An 18,012-nucleotide genomic window follows, 5' to 3' on the forward strand; every position below is an offset into this window, starting at 1 on the left:
TACATCAAAAAGGCAGGTTTTGGTGTCACCATGAAAATTATTGTTCAAAAATTTGGCGGTACATCTGTAAGGGATGAAAAAGGTAGGAAATATGCGGAAGGCCATATCGAGAAAGCTTTAGCTGATGGCTATAAAGTGGTTGTCGTTGTCAGTGCGATGGGAAGAAAAGGTGACCCTTATGCTACGGACACATTACTTTCATTAATCGATGGGAACTTAAGCAAAATCTCAAAACGGGAACACGACTTATTATTGTCCTGCGGTGAGATTATTTCTAGTGTCGTTTTTGTAAATATGTTATTGGAAAAGGGTATTAATGCTGTTGCATTAACGGGCGCTCAAGCAGGCTTCCGAACAAACAACGACCACACAAATGCAAAAATCAATGAAATGAAATGTGACAGGCTCCTAAGTGAGTTAGAGAAAAATGATGTTGTTGTGGTTGCCGGTTTTCAAGGAGCTGCAAAAAATGGCGATATTACCACAATTGGTCGTGGCGGAAGTGATACCTCAGCTGCAGCTTTAGGTGCTGCCCTTAATGCAGAATGGATAGATATTTTTACCGATGTGGAAGGAATTATGACAGCCGATCCACGCATTGCAGAAAATGCACGGCCACTTCCTATAGTAACTTACACAGAAGTGTGTAATATGGCTTATCAGGGGGCAAAGGTCATTCATCCACGAGCAGTTGAAATCGCAATGCAGGCAAAAGTACCAATTCGGATTCGCTCAACCTACTCAGATAATTTAGGAACCTTGGTAACCTCATTAAATAAAAATAATCGTGGCAGTGACATAAAGGAACGAGTTGTAACTGGAATCGCTCACGTTTCAAATGTTACGCAAATAAAGGTATTCGCTAAAAAGGATCAATATTACTTGCAAGCAGAAGTATTTAAGGCGATGGCCAATGAAGGAATCAGTGTAGATTTTATCAATATTTCGCCAAACGGAGTAATCTATACAGTAACAGAGGAAATGACCGATCGAGCAATACAGGTTTTAAACAAATTAGGTCATGATCCTGTCGTAGAGCGTCATTGTGCAAAAGTTTCTGTTGTTGGTGCAGGGATTGCCGGAGTTCCTGGAGTTACTTCGAAAATCGTAACGGCCTTATCGGATCATGGAATTCGGATACTACAATCTGCAGATAGTCATACTACGATTTGGGTACTTGTAAAGCAGGAGGACTTGGTTAAATCCGTAAATGCCCTTCATGATGCTTTTCAATTAGAAGAAGAATCATTTGAATTTAATCTTTCAGATTTATAGATGATTTCACCAATTCAATGGTAAATCCTTATAAATGAATTCGAAAGAGAAAATGAGTGTTTTTAGTATGCTGGATTGTATTGAGAGGAGTAAGAATATGGTTCATTTTGGGCGAGTATCGACGGCAATGGTTACCCCTTTTGATAAAAAAGGACATATTGATTTTGCCAAGACCACGCAATTAGTGAATTTTTTAATTGAAAATGGAACAGAGTCACTTGTGGTTGCTGGAACCACTGGTGAATCCCCAACGTTAACTAAGGAAGAAAAGTTGGCATTATTTGATCATGTTGTAAAAACGGTAAAAAAGCGGATTCCCGTAATAGCAGGAACAGGAAGCAATAATACTTATGCATCTGTTGAATTGACAAAAAAAGCTGAGCAACTTGGCGTGGATGCTATAATGGTTGTCGCACCCTATTATAATAAACCAAATCAGGAAGGTCTATATCAGCATTTTAAAGCCGTTGCAGAAGCTACATCCCTGCCGGTTATGGTCTACAACATCCCTGGCCGGTCTGCAGTTAACATCCTTCCCGAGACGATCATTAGACTTTCTAAATTAGCTAATATTGTTGCAGTCAAAGAGGCAAGCGGGGATTTAAATGCAATGACACACATCATTGCCAATACGGATGATGATTTTGTTTTATATAGTGGGGACGATAGCCTGACAATCCCTGTTCTTTCCATTGGCGGTGCAGGCGTTGTTTCGGTTGCTTCACATGTGATTGGAAATCAATTGCAAGAAATGGTAAAGGCATTCTTTAATGGTGAGAATGAAAAGGCTGCAAAGTTGCATCAGCATCTCCTCCCTTTCATGCAAGGTTTATTTACTGCTCCTAGTCCTGCGCCTGTTAAAACAGCCTTACAGGTAGCTGGATTAGACGTTGGATCAGTAAGGCTTCCTCTCGTAGGGCTAACAGAACAAGAACGTGCAGCGTTAATTACTTTATTAAAAAAGTTATTCTGACTACCTAAAGCCAACCGAAGGATCATTCGGTTGGCTTATTTTTTGTTTAGAATTAGCATAATTATTATAAATGTTGGAAAGGTTTTCAGAAATCTAGTATAATAACTCTAACTGATCTCGATCGGAAATTAAAAAGCGGAAGCGCATGTTAACGGCGTATACTCGTTTCAACATAGGAGGATTTACAATTTGGTACAGAAAATAAATAATTCCATTAAGTTAATTACACTTGGTGGTATAGGAGAAATCGGAAAGAATATGTATCTTGTTGAGGTGGACAAGGACATATTTATCATAGATGCCGGCTTAATGTTCCCCGAGGAAGAAATGCTTGGCATAGATATAGTAATTCCGGATATTACATACTTAAAAGAAAATAAAGACCGGGTAAAAGCAATTTTCTTAACTCATGGCCATGAAGATCATATAGGGGCTTTATCGTATGTACTTCGTCAATTAGATGTCCCTGTCTATGGAACCAAGCTAACCCTTGCCCTTGCAAATGCTAAACTTAAAGAACAAGATTATTTTGGTAAAACAAATTTTATTGAGGTGGATTCGGATACGATTATTAACTTGGATGCTGTTGATGTAAGCTTCTTTAAAACCAATCATAGTATCCCTGATTCTGTTGGTGTTTGTATACATACCTCTGAAGGGATTATCGTTTATACTGGTGATTTTAAATTTGATCAAGCGGCTACAAAGCTTTATAAACCAGAGATTGGGAAGATGGCATCCATCGGAGAACAAGGGGTATTATGTTTGTTGTCTGATAGTACAGAAGCAGAAAAGCCGGGGTACACCGCATCTGAAGCAATTGTTGAGCGTGAAATGTCAAATGCTTTCTATAATGCACCGGGGAGGATTATTGCTGCTTGTTTTGCTTCAGATATAAATAGAATCCAGCATATTTTTAATGCAGCAAATGAGAATGGACGAAAAGTCGCAGTGGTAGGGAAAAGTCTTGAAAGAATTTATCATATTGCCCTTGATTTAGGATATTTAGAAGTAGCAGAGGATTTAATCATTCCTATTAGTGAGATAAAAAATTATCAAGACCGAGAAATAGTCGTATTAATGACTGGAAGTCAGGGTGAACCTATAGAGGCATTGCAGAAAATGGCAAAGCAAATTGATAAAGTGGTTAATATTCAAAAGGGAGATACCGTTTTAATCGCTGCTTCACCTCTTAGGGGTAGTGAAGTATTTTTATTCAAGACTGTTGATATGCTCTTTAGAGCCGGTGCAAATGTTATATCAGGTAAAAGAACCATCCATGTATCAAGTCATGGAAGCCAAGAAGAATTAAAATTTATGATTAACTTGATGAAGCCGAAATATTTAATACCTGTTCACGGTGAATACCGGATGCTAAAGGCTCACCGAAAATTGGCTATGGAATGTGGACTTACCGATGAACAAATCTTAATTCCAGACCGTGGTGATATCCTTGAAATGAAAGAAGGGAAGCTTGCCCTTGCTGGAAAGGTTCCATCTGGGAATATACTAATTGATGGAATTGGTGTTGGTGATGTTGGAAATATAGTCCTTCGCGACCGAAGACTTTTATCGCAGGATGGAATTCTTATTGTGGTAGTGACCTTAACAAAACAAGATCGGAAAATAGCTGCAGGACCGGAGATTATCTCAAGAGGCTTTGTTTATGTCCGTGAATCCGAAAAATTGATGGATGATTCAACAAATCTAGTTCGAGACATTGTAGAAAGAAATATTGCAAAAGATTCTTTTGAATGGTCAAGTTTAAAGCAGGATATTAGAGAAGAATTAAACCGAAATTTATATGAAAAAACAAAAAGAAGGCCAATGATTCTTCCAATAATTATGGAAATCTAAAAAAGCTAACCTATATCATAAATGGAATATTACTCTTATTAAAATGCACTGGGGATCCAGTGCTTTTTATTTTAAGCATGAAATTACCTCCTACAGGTAAATACTAAACTATATCATGCTTGAAGGGAGTATTAGGATGAATAACGACATACAAAAAAATGAATCTGAAAACCAAGAAGCCGGGGAGCCTCAAAAAGAGGAAAAACCTTCTTCTGCATTGATAGAAAAGATTCAGCAGCTAGGACAAACCAATGTTCCACAGCTTTCAACTGATTCTAAAATTCATTGTCTGACCATTATTGGTCAAGTTGAAGGACATCTAGCACTACCGCCACAAAATAAAACAACAAAATATGAACATTTAATACCTCAACTCGTTGCAATAGAACAAAATCCAAAAATTGAGGGGGTCCTTATTATTTTAAATACGGTTGGTGGCGATGTCGAGGCGGGTCTAGCAATATCCGAAATGCTAGCGACCCTATCGAAGCCGACCGTTTCAATGGTATTAGGAGGAGGGCATTCAATAGGGGTCCCAATTGCTGTTTCCTGTGACTACTCCTTTATTGCGGAAACCGCAACAATGACGATCCATCCGATCCGATTAACTGGCCTGGTGATTGGCGTTCCAGCAACCTTTGAATATATGGATAAAATGCAAGAGCGGGTTGTCAATTTTGTAACAAAGCATTCCAAAATTACTGAAGAAACATTTAAAGATTTAATGTTTGCTAAAGGTAATTTAACCAGAGATATAGGGACAAATGTCATTGGTGTTGATGCCGTAAAAACAGGTCTCATCGATGAAGTTGGCGGACTTGGGCAGGCAATGAAAAAGTTAAATGAATTGATAGATCTTCATAAAGAAAAGAATGAAGTGTTGATTCAATGATTCTTTATACGATGATGCCACCAGAACTCATTTTTCCATATGAGGCCAGTTCACCTAGCAATCAACAAATGGCAAGCTATCAAGGAATTCCACTCCTAGTCGAGTCTCTAGATGGGCAAAATGTTCAAGTTATCCGAATTCTGAGCACGGATCCACAGCATTATATGGATAATCAAATATGCCCTGGCGCAAAAATTTCTTTCGCGAGCCTGGAAGGATTGTCCGCATTGCAATAGTAGATTATGGTATAATCAGGGTAAGATACAAGAGCAGCCTGAATGGCTGCTTTCTTCCTTTTAACTCCTTTTACGAAAGGATGTAATATAAAAAAGGATTAAATATACCATAATGAAACAACAAGGTGATTAGATGGCAAAGAAAAAAAGAAGACAACCAAAAAAGAGAGATAACCATTTGAAAAAGACTGTTCAATTTGAATTATCCGCACTGGCTCTTTTAGCTATTGCGATCATATCAATAGCTAAGCTTGGTGCAGTTGGGAAGGCAACCGTTATCTTCTTCCGTTTTTGGATGGGAGAATGGTATATGCTCAGTTTAATTGGACTTGTTGTGTTAAGCGTTTATTTGATGTGGAAACGGACTATTCCTTTTTTCTTCCATATTAAATTGGTTGGAAGTTATTTTATTACTTCTGCTATTCTGCTTTTAAGCCATGTCACCCTATTTCATTTGCTAACAAATGATGGGAAATTTAAAGATCCTAGTGTAATCAGCAATACATGGGAATTGTTTATGATGGAACTTAGAGGTGAAACAAGCACCACCGATCTTGGCGGGGGAATGCTTGGGGCAGTTTTATTTGCCTTATTCCATTATTTATTCGCTGAAACAGGTACGAAAATTATTGCATTTATTTTCATTTTAATTGGAATTATCTTACTTACCGGTAAATCATTTGGAGATTTCATCGGGAAAATCATGATTGTGATGGTTGATTTTTCAAAAAGTCAATGGGATGCCTTTAAAACGGATATGACAGATTGGAAACAAAAACAACGAGAGCGAAAAGCAGAAAGAATCACACAAAAAAGAAAAGAGCAGGAAAATCGTGAACAAAATCAGCCTGTCTTAAATGCAGAAACTCAACCACTCCAAGAGGAAATTAGACCATCTGAGCCAATTATATCAAGTTTTGCCGATAAGGCATATGTGGAAGAAGAAGCCAAGGATAAGAATCACCGAGAAGATACAAAGGATGGAAAAGGAACTTCTGAAGAAAATGAGGATAGTATCCCGCCAATCACCTTTACGGAAGTAGAGAATATTGCCTATGAGCTGCCACCACTTCGATTGCTCAATTTGCCAAAGAAAACAGATCAGAGTGGAGAATATGAACAAATTCATGCAAATGCGGCAAAGCTAGAGAGGACATTTCAAAGCTTTGGCGTGAAAGCACGAGTAACACAGGTCCATTTAGGACCAGCTGTAACAAAATATGAAGTTCATCCTGACGTAGGTGTAAAGGTAAGTAAAATTGTCAGTTTAAGTGATGACTTAGCCTTAGCACTAGCTGCTAAGGGGATAAGAATTGAAGCTCCGATTCCTGGTAAATCCGCCATTGGTATTGAAGTTCCTAACTCTGAGGTCGCTGTAGTTTCGCTTCGCGAGGTATTAGAAGCAACACAAAATGACAAGCCTGACTCCAAGCTTTTAATTGGCTTAGGCCGGGACATTACAGGTGAAGCTGTTTTAGCTGAATTAAATAAAATGCCCCATTTACTTGTTGCAGGTGCAACTGGAAGCGGAAAAAGTGTTTGTATAAATGGCATTATCACGAGTATTTTAATGCGAGCAAAGCCCCATGAAGTGAAACTAATGATGATTGACCCGAAAATGGTTGAACTCAATGTTTATAATGGAATTCCTCATTTGTTAGCACCTGTTGTAACGGATGCAAAAAAAGCATCACAAGCTTTGAAAAAAGTGGTAAATGAAATGGAAAGACGGTACGAATTGTTTTCCTACACGGGTACACGAAATATAGAGGGCTATAATGACCACGTAAGAAAGCATAATTTGGAAGAAAATGACAAACAGCCATTACTGCCCTTTATTGTGGTAATTGTTGATGAGTTGGCTGATTTAATGATGGTGGCCTCTTCGGATGTAGAAGATTCGATTACCCGCCTTGCTCAAATGGCGAGAGCAGCGGGAATTCATTTAATCATTGCCACTCAGCGGCCATCCGTAGATGTAATTACTGGGGTAATAAAGGCGAATATTCCTTCCAGAATTGCCTTTGCAGTGTCAAGTGCAACCGATTCAAGGACAATTTTAGATATGGGTGGTGCGGAAAAGCTTTTGGGAAGAGGGGATATGTTGTTCCTTCCGGTTGGAGAATCCAAACCAGTTCGTGTTCAAGGTGCGTTTCTTTCAGACCAAGAAGTCGAGGACACGGTTGAATTTGTTATTTCCCAACAGAAAGCACAATACCAAGATGAGATGATCCCAGATGACATTCCTGAAGTAACAGGTGCGGTCGATGATGATATATATAATGATGCAGTTGAGTTAATTATTGAAATGCAAACAGCATCTGTTTCCATGCTACAAAGACGGTTCCGTATTGGCTATACAAGAGCTGCAAGGTTAATTGATGAAATGGAAGCACGCGGTATCGTTGGTCCATATGAGGGCAGTAAGCCACGTGCTGTTTTACAGCCAAAACCTAAAGATAAAGAAGAACAAAGTTCATAATTGAATAAGAAGTTAGCACAAAAAAGTATAAGAGAAAGTCCGGAACAGGTTAATTAACTTCTATTCACAGCCTTTATTATGTTGAAGAATACAACTCATAATAAAGGCTTTTTTCATACTATGAATAATGAGTCAAAAAAAATAATAAAATAGTAGGAGGTTACAACAATATAGAACTAGATACTAAAGTCTCATCGTAATAAATATAATACCTGCATATATCCCTGGGGATTCTAAATAGAAAATGGGTGAAAAATCCTAGTTATATTTGTGACATTACCTCGTAGCCTTTTTCGACAAATTTTTTAATAGCTATTTATTTATCCGAAAAAAAGTGTTAATATAATTTCGATTAGTAGAAATGATATCAGATGTCTGATGTCTAAGGAATAAGGCTGGAGGAAACAGCATGTCTATAAAATCAGATAACCGGCATTTATACTTACAAGTAATCGATCGGTTAAAGCAAGATATCGCTGATGGGGTATATAAAGAAAAAGAAAAATTACCTTCTGAGTTTGATCTTGCTAAACAGCTTGGTGTAAGCAGGGCCACCCTTCGTGAAGCATTGCGAATACTTGAAGAAGAAAACGTTATCATTAGACGCCACGGTGTTGGAACTTTTGTTAATGTTAAGCCATTGTTTACTTCAGGGATTGAACAACTTAATAGTGTCACTGCTATGATAAAGCAAGCTGGAATGATACCAGGAACAATTTTCCTTAGTTCATCAACGCAAGGTCCGACCGAAGAGGATGTTCGTCGTTTCTCTTGTTCTACAAGTGAGGAGATTTTCGTGATGGAGAGGGTAAGAACCGCAAATGGAGAACCGGTCGTCTACTGTGTCGACAAGGTACCAGAACGCATATTGCCAGAAACATTTTCCCATACAGAAGAATCTATCTTCAGTATTTTGGAAGATAAGGCAAACCGAAGGATTACATACGCGGTTGCTCAAATCGAGCCAATTGGCTATCATGAAAAAATTTCCCCAATTCTAGAATGCGAACCAGAAACTGCTTTGTTAGTTTTAAAACAAATGCATTTCGATGAAATGGATGAGCCAATCCTATTTTCGGTAAACTATTTTAAAGCGGACAAGTTTAGTTTTCATGTTTTAAGGAAAAGAGTTTAATTTTTTATCCTTTTTGAAAACGCAACCAGTCTTGCTATAAAAACATTTTTATTAAATCAAACAATATTCATAGGGGGTCAATACCATGAAGAAGCGGAAAATTGGAATGGCTTTATCACTAGTTCTAGCTGCTGGTACACTTTTAGGGGCATGTGGAAAAAGTGATGATAAAAGTAAAGAACCAGCTACAGGTGGAGGAAAGGCAAATAAATTCTCTGTAGCAATGGTAACTGATGTTGGTGGTGTTGATGACAAATCATTCAACCAATCTGCATGGGAAGGTCTTCAAAAGTTCGGTAAAGACAATGGCTTAACAAAAGGTAAAGGTGGATATGATTACCTTCAATCAAAATCTGATGCTGATTATTCTACCAACTTAAATACTCTTGCCCGTCAAGATTTTGATTTAGTTTACGGAATTGGTTTCTTAATGCAAGCTGCTGTAGAAGAAATTGCGAAACAACAAAAAGATTCACACTTTGCAATTATTGATGCTGAAGTTAAACAACCAAACGTTGCAAGTGTTCTTTTCAAAGAGCAAGAAGCAGCATTCCTTGCTGGTGTAGCAGCTGCCCTTCAAACAAAATCTAACCATATTGGATTCATCGGTGGGATGGAAATCCCAGTTATCGAACGTTTCGAAGCTGGCTTCTTAGCAGGCGTTAAAGCTGCAAAACCTGAAGTGAAAGTGGATGTTCAGTATGCAGGTGCATTTGATAAAGCAGAATTAGGTCAAAATATCTCATCTAAAATGTATTCTTCAGGTGCGGACGTAGTGTTCCATGCTGCTGGTGGTACTGGGAACGGTCTATTCAAAGAAGCAACTGACAGAAAAGCAAAAGATCCTAGTAAAGAAATTTGGGCTATCGGTGTAGACCGTGACCAAAACGACATGGGTCCAGATATTGTTCTTACATCTGCACTAAAACGTGTTGACGTAGCGGTACAGGATTTATCTAAAAAAGCAATGGATGGCAATTTCCCTGGTGGAAAAGTTGCATTATACGGTTTAGCTGAAGATGGAGTGGGCTTAGCGCCAATCAACGCAAAAGCAGATAAAAAAGATGCGATTGAAGCTGCAGTTAAAGAATGGGTTGAAAAGATTAAATCAGGTGCAGTAAAGGTTCCAGGAACTCGTGCTGAATTAAAGACTTTTAGTGTAAAATAATTTTTGTGAGGAATAAGCGGGATTTAACTAGTGCTCGCTTATTCCTTTCTAAGGAATCCTAACTGAAGAGTAGAATAAATATTCTACTTTTCATTTAAGATTTTAGTGGGGAGGAATTCCCTGTTTTTTTAAAATTCGGAAAGGTCTGACCTCTTACTACTGTTGGTCAATTTTTCCTTTTACCTTATCACAGGGAGTGAGAAAAGATGGAATATGTAATTGAAATGCTAAACATCCGTAAAGAGTTTAATGGCTTCGTTGCGAATGATAACATAACCCTTCAATTAAAAAAGGGTGAAATCCATGCCTTGCTTGGAGAAAATGGTGCAGGAAAATCAACCTTGATGAATGTTCTATTTGGTTTATATCAGCCAGAACAAGGTGAAATCCGTGTTAAAGGGAAACCGGTTAACATTGCAAACCCTAATATCGCTAATGATCTTGGAATTGGAATGGTCCATCAGCACTTTATGTTGGTCGATACCTTCACTGTCACTGAAAATATTATCCTTGGTAGAGAAATAACCTCAGCTGGTCGAATTGATTTAAAAAAGGCTGAACAACAAGTTCGTGAAATTTCAGAGCGCTATGGTCTAGCGGTTGACCCGCAAGCAAAAATATCCGATATTTCAGTGGGGATGCAGCAACGGGTTGAAATCTTAAAAACACTCTATCGTGGGGCAGAAATTCTTATTTTTGATGAACCTACAGCCGTATTAACACCACAAGAGATTAAAGAATTAATCCAAATTATGAAAACGCTTATTAAAGAAGGAAAATCTATTATTCTCATAACCCATAAACTTAAAGAGATTATGGAAGTTTCAGACCGTTGTACCGTCATTCGTAAAGGTAAGGGGATTGGAACTGTAACCGTAAGCGAAACAAACCCTAATGAACTTGCGAGCCTAATGGTTGGACGTGAGGTTGTCTTTAAAACGGATAAAAAGGAAGCAACCCCAAAACAAGAAATACTTGAAATCAAGGATTTAGTTGTTAAAGACCCTCGTGGTGTTATGGTTGTTAATGGTCTTAATCTTTCTATCCATGCTGGGGAGATTGTCGGAATCGCTGGAGTTGATGGAAATGGACAATCTGAATTTATTGAAGCAATTTCAGGATTACGTAAAGCTGAAACTGGCAGTGTAAAATTAAACGGCAAAGAATTGATCAATCATACTCCAAGGCAAATTACTGAATCGGGCGTAGGCCATATTCCTCAGGATCGCCACAAGCACGGGTTAGTATTGAATTTCCCAATTGGAGAGAACATGGTTTTACAAACGTATAATAAAAAGCCATTCTCAAAGAACGGAATCTTAAACTTTAGTGAAATCTATAAAAAGGCTAAATCGCTAATAAGTGAGTTTGATGTTCGTACACCAAGTGAATACACATTGGCACGTGCCCTTTCTGGTGGTAATCAACAAAAGGCGATTATTGGACGTGAAATAGACCGTAACCCTGACCTACTCATTGCGGCACAGCCAACTCGCGGATTGGATGTTGGGGCAATTGAATTCATTCATAAGCGCTTAATCGAGCAGCGCGATAATGGGAAAGGTGTCTTGCTTGTATCCTTTGAATTGGATGAAATTATGAATGTTAGTGACCGTATTGCGGTTATTTATGAGGGGAAAATCGTGGCTGTTGTTAATCCAAAGGAAACGACTGAGCAGGAACTTGGATTGTTGATGGCTGGATCGAATAGAAAGGAAGCGGGTGAACAAAACCATGTCTAAACGGTTTAAAAGTATTTTAACACCAATTATTGCTGTTTTATTAGGCATCATTGTTGGAACAATTATCATGTTATTTAGTGGGTACAATCCAATTGCGGCCTTTACGGCACTATGGAATGGCGCATTTGGAGATATCTATTATATCGGGGAAGTAGTAAGACAGTTTACCCCATATATTTTAGCCGGATTAGCTGTTGCTTTTGCTTTCCGAGTGGGCTTATTTAATATCGGGGTTGAGGGGCAATTCTTAGTAGGATGGCTTGCAGCGGTTTGGGTAGGGGTAGCTTTTGACCTGCCGCGTATTATTCATTTACCACTTGCTATCTTAGCGTCCATAGTTGCAGGTGCGCTTTGGGCATTTATTCCTGGTCTATTAAAAGCACGTTTTCGTGTGCATGAAGTAATTGTAACCATTATGATGAACTATATAGCCTTACATGTATCGAATTATCTTATTCGTAATGTAATCACAAATCATGGGGACAATTCAGGTCCTATTCATAAATCAGCAACATTACGATCTGGCTGGTTGGAAAGTCTAACTGACTATTCAAGACTTCACTGGGGTATTATTCTTGCTATTATATCTTGTTTTATAATGTGGTTCTTATTAGAAAGAACAACAAGAGGGTTTGAATTAAGGTCAGTAGGTTTTAATCAACATGCCGCACAATATGCGGGCATGAATGTTAATAGAAATATTATCCTTTCAATGGTTATTTCCGGAGCCTTTGCTGGATTAGCTGGTGCTATGGAAGGACTAGGAACATTCGAATATGCCGCTGTAAAGGGTGGATTCTCAGGCGTTGGTTTCGACGGAATTGCTGTTGCATTACTAGGTGGTAATACTGCTCTAGGTGTATTTTTCTCAGCGATACTATTTGGTGTTCTAAAAGTAGGAGCACTAAACATGCCGCTTGAAGCTGGAGTACCAAATGAATTAGTTGATATCATTATTGCGTTAATCGTATTCTTTGTTGCATCAAGCTATATAATAAGAGTATTTCTTGACCGATTCAGTAAGAAGGAGGTGAAGTAAGTTGAGTTTAATGGATATTTTAATCATTCTTATTCCATCTACTTTATTATGGGCTGCTCCTCTTGTCTTCACTGCATTAGGCGGTATTTTCTCGGAGCGTGCTGGGGTAGTTAATATTGGACTTGAAGGTTTAATGGTAATTGGGGCATTTTCGGCGATCGTATTTAACTTAACTACATTTGATACATTTGGCAGTGCTACACCTTGGATAGCATTATTAATAGCAATGGCTGCAGGAGCAATCTTTTCCTTATTACACGCGGTTGCGGCAATTACCTTCCGGGCGGACCATACGGTTTCCGGTGTGGCAATAAACTTACTCGCAACAGGACTTACCCTTTTTCTTGTAAAGCTCATTTATGATAAAGGTGAAACTGGAATTATCAGTAAGGGGTTTAGCAAAATTGATATTCCTGTTTTAAAGGATATTCCTGTAATCGGTAAAATCTTCTTCCAAAATACGTATTGGACATCGTTTCTAGCAATTTTGGTTGCCATTTTAGTATGGTTTATTGTTACCAAAACACCATTTGGTCTCCGCCTTCGCTCAGTCGGTGAACATCCGATGGCGGCAGACACAATGGGTATAAATGTCACCAAAATGCGTTATTTGGGTGTCATCCTTTCCGGAGCTCTTGGTGGTCTCGGTGGTGGAGTTTATGCACAATCTATTACGTCTAACTTCAGCCACTCGACAATCAGTGGTCAAGGTTTCATGGCATTAGCCGCAATGATTTTCGGTAAATGGCATCCACTTGGTGCATTAGGTGCTGCAATCTTCTTCGGTTTCGCGCAAAGTATCAGTATCATTGGATCAAGTTTACCTTTCTTAAAGGAAATTCCAAATGTATACTTGTTAATTGCTCCATATGTGTTAACCATTTTAGCTTTAACTGGATTCATCGGTCGTGCCGATGCACCAAAAGCTAGTGGAACCCACTACATCAAAGGTAATCGATAATAGGTTGAAAAAAGAACCCCTGATTTTCTTTCAGAGGTTCTTTTTTTTGAAACAAAGAGTATTTGCTTGTAATGACCAAGCATGTCAAATTATAGTAATAAGTAGTATAGGTTTTATTACAAAGGAAAAGATATAAAGAAAAATGTTTACATATTGTTAAGTATGATCTTTGAACAGTTAAGGAGGAATGTAAATGGCCACTGCTACAGAAAAAATAACACAACTTAATGGGTATAAACTACACTTTATACCAACAGAAAAATATAAAACGAATACATTGATTTGGAAGATGAAAGCACCATTAACAAAGGAGGATGTCACCAAACGCGCTCTTCTTCCTCAAGTATTGCAAAGCAGCACTAAAAAGTATCCTACAACCACGGCACTTCGGTCGTATCTCGATGAGTTATATGGTGCCACCTTTTTTGTAGACCTCTCGAAAAAAGGTGAAAACCATATAATGAGTTTCTCCATCGAAATTGCCAATGAAAAATTCTTAAATGATCCTAGCCCATTATTAAAAAAAGGGTTTGAATTGTTAGCCGAAATATTAACCAATCCAAATATTCAGGGTAATGCATTTGACCATGATACTGTAGAAAAAGAGAAGCGGACACAAAAACAAAGGATCCAATCAGTTTTTGACGATAAAATGCGCTACTCAAATGTCCGACTAATACAAGAAATGTGTAAAGGTGAACCTTATGCCTTAGAGGTAAATGGAGATGCGGCAGATGTAGAAGCCATTACACCTGAGAATCTATATGAATATTACAAAAACGCTTTTTTAAATGATGAAATGGATTTATATATCATCGGGGATGTAAACGAAGAAGAGGTAAAGAATTATGCTGCTGAACTTTTACATTTTGAGGGCAGAAAACCGAAAAAGTTAGTACCACAGGAAATAAACCGAAAAAGTCAGGTACAGGAAATAAAAGAAGAACAAGATGTAAAACAAGGTAAATTAAATATTGGTTATCGGACAAATATCGTCTATGGAGACCCAGAATATTTTGCCTTGCAGGTGTTTAACGGCATTTTTGGGGGGTTCTCGCATTCCAAATTATTTATTAATGTACGGGAAAAAGCAAGCCTTGCTTATTATGCGGCGAGCCGTCTTGAAAGTCACAAAGGCTTGATGATGGTTATGTCAGGCATTGATTTAAAGAATTATGACCAGGCAGTTGGAATTATTCATGATCAATTAGAGGCAATGAAAAATGGTGATTTCACAGACCAAGAACTCGTACAAACCAAGGCAGTGATTCAAAATCAAATTCTTGAGACGATAGACACATCAAGAGGACTTACGGAAATTCTATATCATAACGTCGTGGCCGATGCAAATATTAATTTGGATACATGGCTGCAAGAAATGCAAAAAGTAACGAAAGAAGAAATTGTAGAAGTTGCAAAAAAAATCGTAATTGATACCATATACTTCTTAACTGGAACGGAGGCGGGCAAATAGATGGAGAAAATAACTTTTGACCAGCTTCAGGAAGAGCTTTATCATGAAAAACTAGCCAATGGACTAAATGTATATATCTTGCCTAAAAAGGGTTTTAATAAAACCTTTGCTACCTTTACGACGAAATATGGTTCTGTTGATAATACATTTGTTCCATTAGGAAAAGAGGAGTATGTTAAAGTACCAGACGGCATAGCTCACTTTTTAGAACATAAGCTTTTTGAAAAGGAAGACGGTGATGTTTTCCAGCAATTTAGCCGTCAAGGGGCATCCGCAAATGCTTTTACCTCCTTTACACGGACTGCTTATTTATTTTCAAGCACCTCTGATGTTGAAAAGAACCTTGAAACACTCGTTGATTTTGTTCAGGATCCTTATTTTTCAGAAAAAACGGTCGAAAAAGAAAAAGGGATTATTGGGCAAGAAATCACAATGTATGATGATAATGCAGATTGGCGCTTATACTTTGGATTAATCCAAAATCTATATCAGAATCATCCAGTTAAGATTGATATAGCAGGTACAATTGAGTCTATTTCACATATTACAAAAGATTGGCTATATGAATGCTATAACACCTTCTATCACCCGAGCAACATGCTGTTATTTATTGTTGGCCCAGTGGACCCCAACAGTTTCATGAACCAAGTGAAAGAAAATCAAGCAAAAAAACAATACAAGGATATGCCTGAAATCAAGCGCAAATTTGAAACAGAACCACCACAAGCAGCCGAAAAGAAACAAGTACTTGAAATGAATGTTCAAACGTCAAAATGCTTACTAGGTATTAAAGCACTTCATGTCGACCAAACAGGCGATGAATTGCTTAAAAATGAATTAACAATGAATGTTTTACTGGATCTATTGTTTGGAAAAAGCTCAGAAAATTATAATCAGTTGTATAATGAAGGTTTAATTGATGAAACCTTTTCCTTTGATTACACGCAGGAACAAGGTTTTGGGTTTGCGATGATTGGCGGGGATACAGGTGAACCTGATAAGCTGGCTGAAACACTAGAAAAAATGCTTTTGAAGGCTAAAAGCCAAATGATCTTTGATGAAGAGCAATTGGAAAGAGCGAAAAGAAAGAAGATAGGTGCATTTCTACGAGCGATCAATTCACCTGAATATATCGCAAATCAATTTACTCGCTATGCATTTAATGATATGAATCTTTTTGATGTTGTTCCAACACTTGAAAAAATCACCTTAAACGATGTGCAATCACTAGCATCTCAGGTGATCTCGGAAGAACGCTTTTCAGTTTGCCAAGTAGTTCCAAAGAAAAAATAGAAAAGTGAGGCGTCGTAACACGGCGCTTTTTCTTCGTATAAAAGTTTTTTTATTAGAGAGAGAGTGAAGAAATGAAATATGCACTGATCACTGGGGCAAGTGGTGGAATAGGACAAGCCATTGCGCTTAAACTCGCTGAAAAAGGCTATCATTTGTATCTGCATTATAATAAAAATGAACAATCGATTCGAGACCTAATCGAAAAACTGCAGCCATACGGTGGAGAGTATATTCCTATCCAAGCAGACTTTGGCGGTCCTAATGGATATAAGAAAGTCTACTCTGAGGTTTTTTCGCTAGACGCCATCATCCATTGCGGTGGAATCAGTCAATATGGACTTCTTATTGATTTGCAACAGTCTGAAGCAGAGGCATTAATGAATATTCACGTACTAAATCCATTAATGCTGACCAAAGAGCTCCTGCCGAAATTACTTGTTAAAGGGAAAGGGAACATTGTCGTGATTACATCCATTTGGGGTCAAACAGGTGCGGCCTGTGAAGTGGCCTATTCTACCGCAAAGGGTGCACAAATTGCCTTTGTAAAGGCATTAAGTAAAGAATTAGCAATGAATGGCATTCGCGTTAATGCGATCGCCCCTGGTGCGATCGAGACACCAATGATGGAAAGTTTTTCACAAGAAGAGGTGGACCAGATTTCTTATGAGATACCTATGGGAAGACTTGGTCAGCCCGAAGAAATAGCAAGGAGTGTCGCTTTTTTGCTCTCAGATGAATCTTCCTATATGACAGGCCAAGTCCTTGCGTTAAATGGTGGCTGGTATACATAAAATTCACAAGTTATTCATGTATAGTTCCTTTCACTTCATCGCAAAATAAACTTGTACTAATTTAAAGGAGGGAAAACAATGTCTGTTTTAGATAACTGGAAACAGTGGGAGGACTTTCTTGCTGATCGTCTTCACCATGCACAAAATGAAGGTATGAGTGAGGGAGCAATTAATAATCTTGCCTTTCAAATTGGTGATTATTTATCAAGCCAAGTAGAGCCAAAAAACGAACAAGAAAGAATTCTTTCTGATCTTTGGTCTGTTGCTGATAAAGAAGAACAACAAGCTATTGCAAATATCATGGTTAAATTGATTCAAAATAATGGCGCCCGCTAAAAGAGAGGAGGTTTCTCCTCTCAGATTGTCGAGAAAGGGTATTTTTCTCGGCAATTTTTTATTCTCAGCATTTAATTATTCATTGTACCTGCTAATGGGCCTGTTGATTTCTGCTCCAGGCACTTCGCTTTCCGCGGGTGGTCCGGGGAGCCTCCTCGGCGCTAGTGCCTGCGGGGTCTCCCCAGCCCCGTCCTCCCGCAGGAGTCTGCGTGCCTTCCGCGGAAATCAACAAGGAGGTAATCAACCTAATGAATTGCAACACACTTTTTCTAGCCTTGCTAATTGTGTTGCAATCTTTTTCATATTTTGGCAGGCTGCCGTAAGGAGAGCCTGTTCGTTTGCTTTCTTCAATCCCCGT

Annotated in this window: 15 protein-coding genes; all 15 read left to right on the plus strand. The window is 38.3% G+C overall.

Translation table 11 applies throughout. The features are described 5' to 3' along the window. Positions 1-30 precede the first annotated feature (30 nt). Entirely contained in the window at positions 31-1,275 is a 1,245-nt protein-coding gene (gene dapG / locus ACSU6B_RS24265; protein ID WP_410888852.1) for an aspartate kinase, read from the plus strand. 97 nt (positions 1,276-1,372) lie between these two features. Next, entirely contained in the window at positions 1,373-2,248 is an 876-nt protein-coding gene (dapA, locus tag ACSU6B_RS24270) for a 4-hydroxy-tetrahydrodipicolinate synthase (protein WP_410888854.1), read from the plus strand. A gap of 189 nt (positions 2,249-2,437) precedes the next feature. Further along, positions 2,438-4,105, plus strand: coding sequence for a ribonuclease J (locus ACSU6B_RS24275; protein ID WP_215000396.1), 1,668 nt, complete (start codon positions 2,438-2,440; stop codon positions 4,103-4,105). A gap of 136 nt (positions 4,106-4,241) precedes the next feature. Then, on the plus strand, positions 4,242-4,997 hold the full coding sequence (locus ACSU6B_RS24280; protein WP_410888856.1) for a ClpP family protease: 756 nt from the start codon (positions 4,242-4,244) through the stop codon (positions 4,995-4,997). Further along, a complete protein-coding gene (locus tag ACSU6B_RS24285) occupies positions 4,994-5,233 on the plus strand; it encodes a YlzJ-like family protein (RefSeq protein WP_215000399.1) in 240 nt (79 codons plus the stop codon). The genes ACSU6B_RS24280 and ACSU6B_RS24285 overlap by 4 nt, the downstream gene beginning before the upstream one ends. Before the next feature lie 133 nt (positions 5,234-5,366). After that, entirely contained in the window at positions 5,367-7,715 is a 2,349-nt protein-coding gene (locus ACSU6B_RS24290; protein WP_410888857.1) for a DNA translocase FtsK, read from the plus strand. 409 nt (positions 7,716-8,124) lie between these two features. Next, positions 8,125-8,850 carry a GntR family transcriptional regulator gene (locus ACSU6B_RS24295; RefSeq protein ID WP_214714505.1) on the plus strand — a complete coding sequence of 242 codons (726 nt, stop codon included), beginning with the start codon at positions 8,125-8,127 and terminating at the stop codon, positions 8,848-8,850. Between the two features lie 85 nt (positions 8,851-8,935). Continuing rightward, positions 8,936-10,018, plus strand: a complete 1,083-nt coding sequence (locus ACSU6B_RS24300) for a BMP family lipoprotein (RefSeq protein WP_410888859.1) — start codon at positions 8,936-8,938, stop codon at positions 10,016-10,018. A 206-nt stretch (positions 10,019-10,224) separates the two neighbouring features. Then, on the plus strand, positions 10,225-11,760 hold the full coding sequence (locus ACSU6B_RS24305) for an ABC transporter ATP-binding protein (protein ID WP_410888860.1): 1,536 nt from the start codon (positions 10,225-10,227) through the stop codon (positions 11,758-11,760). Next, positions 11,753-12,799, plus strand: a complete 1,047-nt coding sequence (locus ACSU6B_RS24310) for an ABC transporter permease (protein WP_410888862.1) — start codon at positions 11,753-11,755, stop codon at positions 12,797-12,799. The genes ACSU6B_RS24305 and ACSU6B_RS24310 overlap by 8 nt, the downstream gene beginning before the upstream one ends. A gap of 1 nt (position 12,800) precedes the next feature. After that, positions 12,801-13,760: an ABC transporter permease gene (locus ACSU6B_RS24315; protein ID WP_410888863.1), complete on the plus strand. Its 960-nt coding sequence runs from the start codon at positions 12,801-12,803 to the stop codon at positions 13,758-13,760. A gap of 193 nt (positions 13,761-13,953) precedes the next feature. Then, positions 13,954-15,234, plus strand: coding sequence for an EF-P 5-aminopentanol modification-associated protein YfmF (gene yfmF / locus ACSU6B_RS24320; protein WP_215000408.1), 1,281 nt, complete (start codon positions 13,954-13,956; stop codon positions 15,232-15,234). Next, the gene (gene yfmH / locus ACSU6B_RS24325) at positions 15,235-16,527 is read left to right on the plus strand and encodes an EF-P 5-aminopentanol modification-associated protein YfmH (RefSeq protein WP_215010213.1); all 1,293 of its coding nucleotides are present in this window, start codon (positions 15,235-15,237) and stop codon (positions 16,525-16,527) included. A 71-nt stretch (positions 16,528-16,598) separates the two neighbouring features. Next, positions 16,599-17,318 carry an elongation factor P 5-aminopentanone reductase gene (ymfI, locus tag ACSU6B_RS24330; protein WP_410888865.1) on the plus strand — a complete coding sequence of 240 codons (720 nt, stop codon included), beginning with the start codon at positions 16,599-16,601 and terminating at the stop codon, positions 17,316-17,318. A 78-nt stretch (positions 17,319-17,396) separates the two neighbouring features. Continuing rightward, positions 17,397-17,654, plus strand: a complete 258-nt coding sequence (locus ACSU6B_RS24335) for a DUF3243 domain-containing protein (protein WP_215000413.1) — start codon at positions 17,397-17,399, stop codon at positions 17,652-17,654. Positions 17,655-18,012 lie beyond the last annotated feature (358 nt).

This window comes from Neobacillus sp. C211 (assembly GCF_051842875.1).
Classification (GTDB): domain Bacteria; phylum Bacillota; class Bacilli; order Bacillales; family Cytobacillaceae; genus Neobacillus.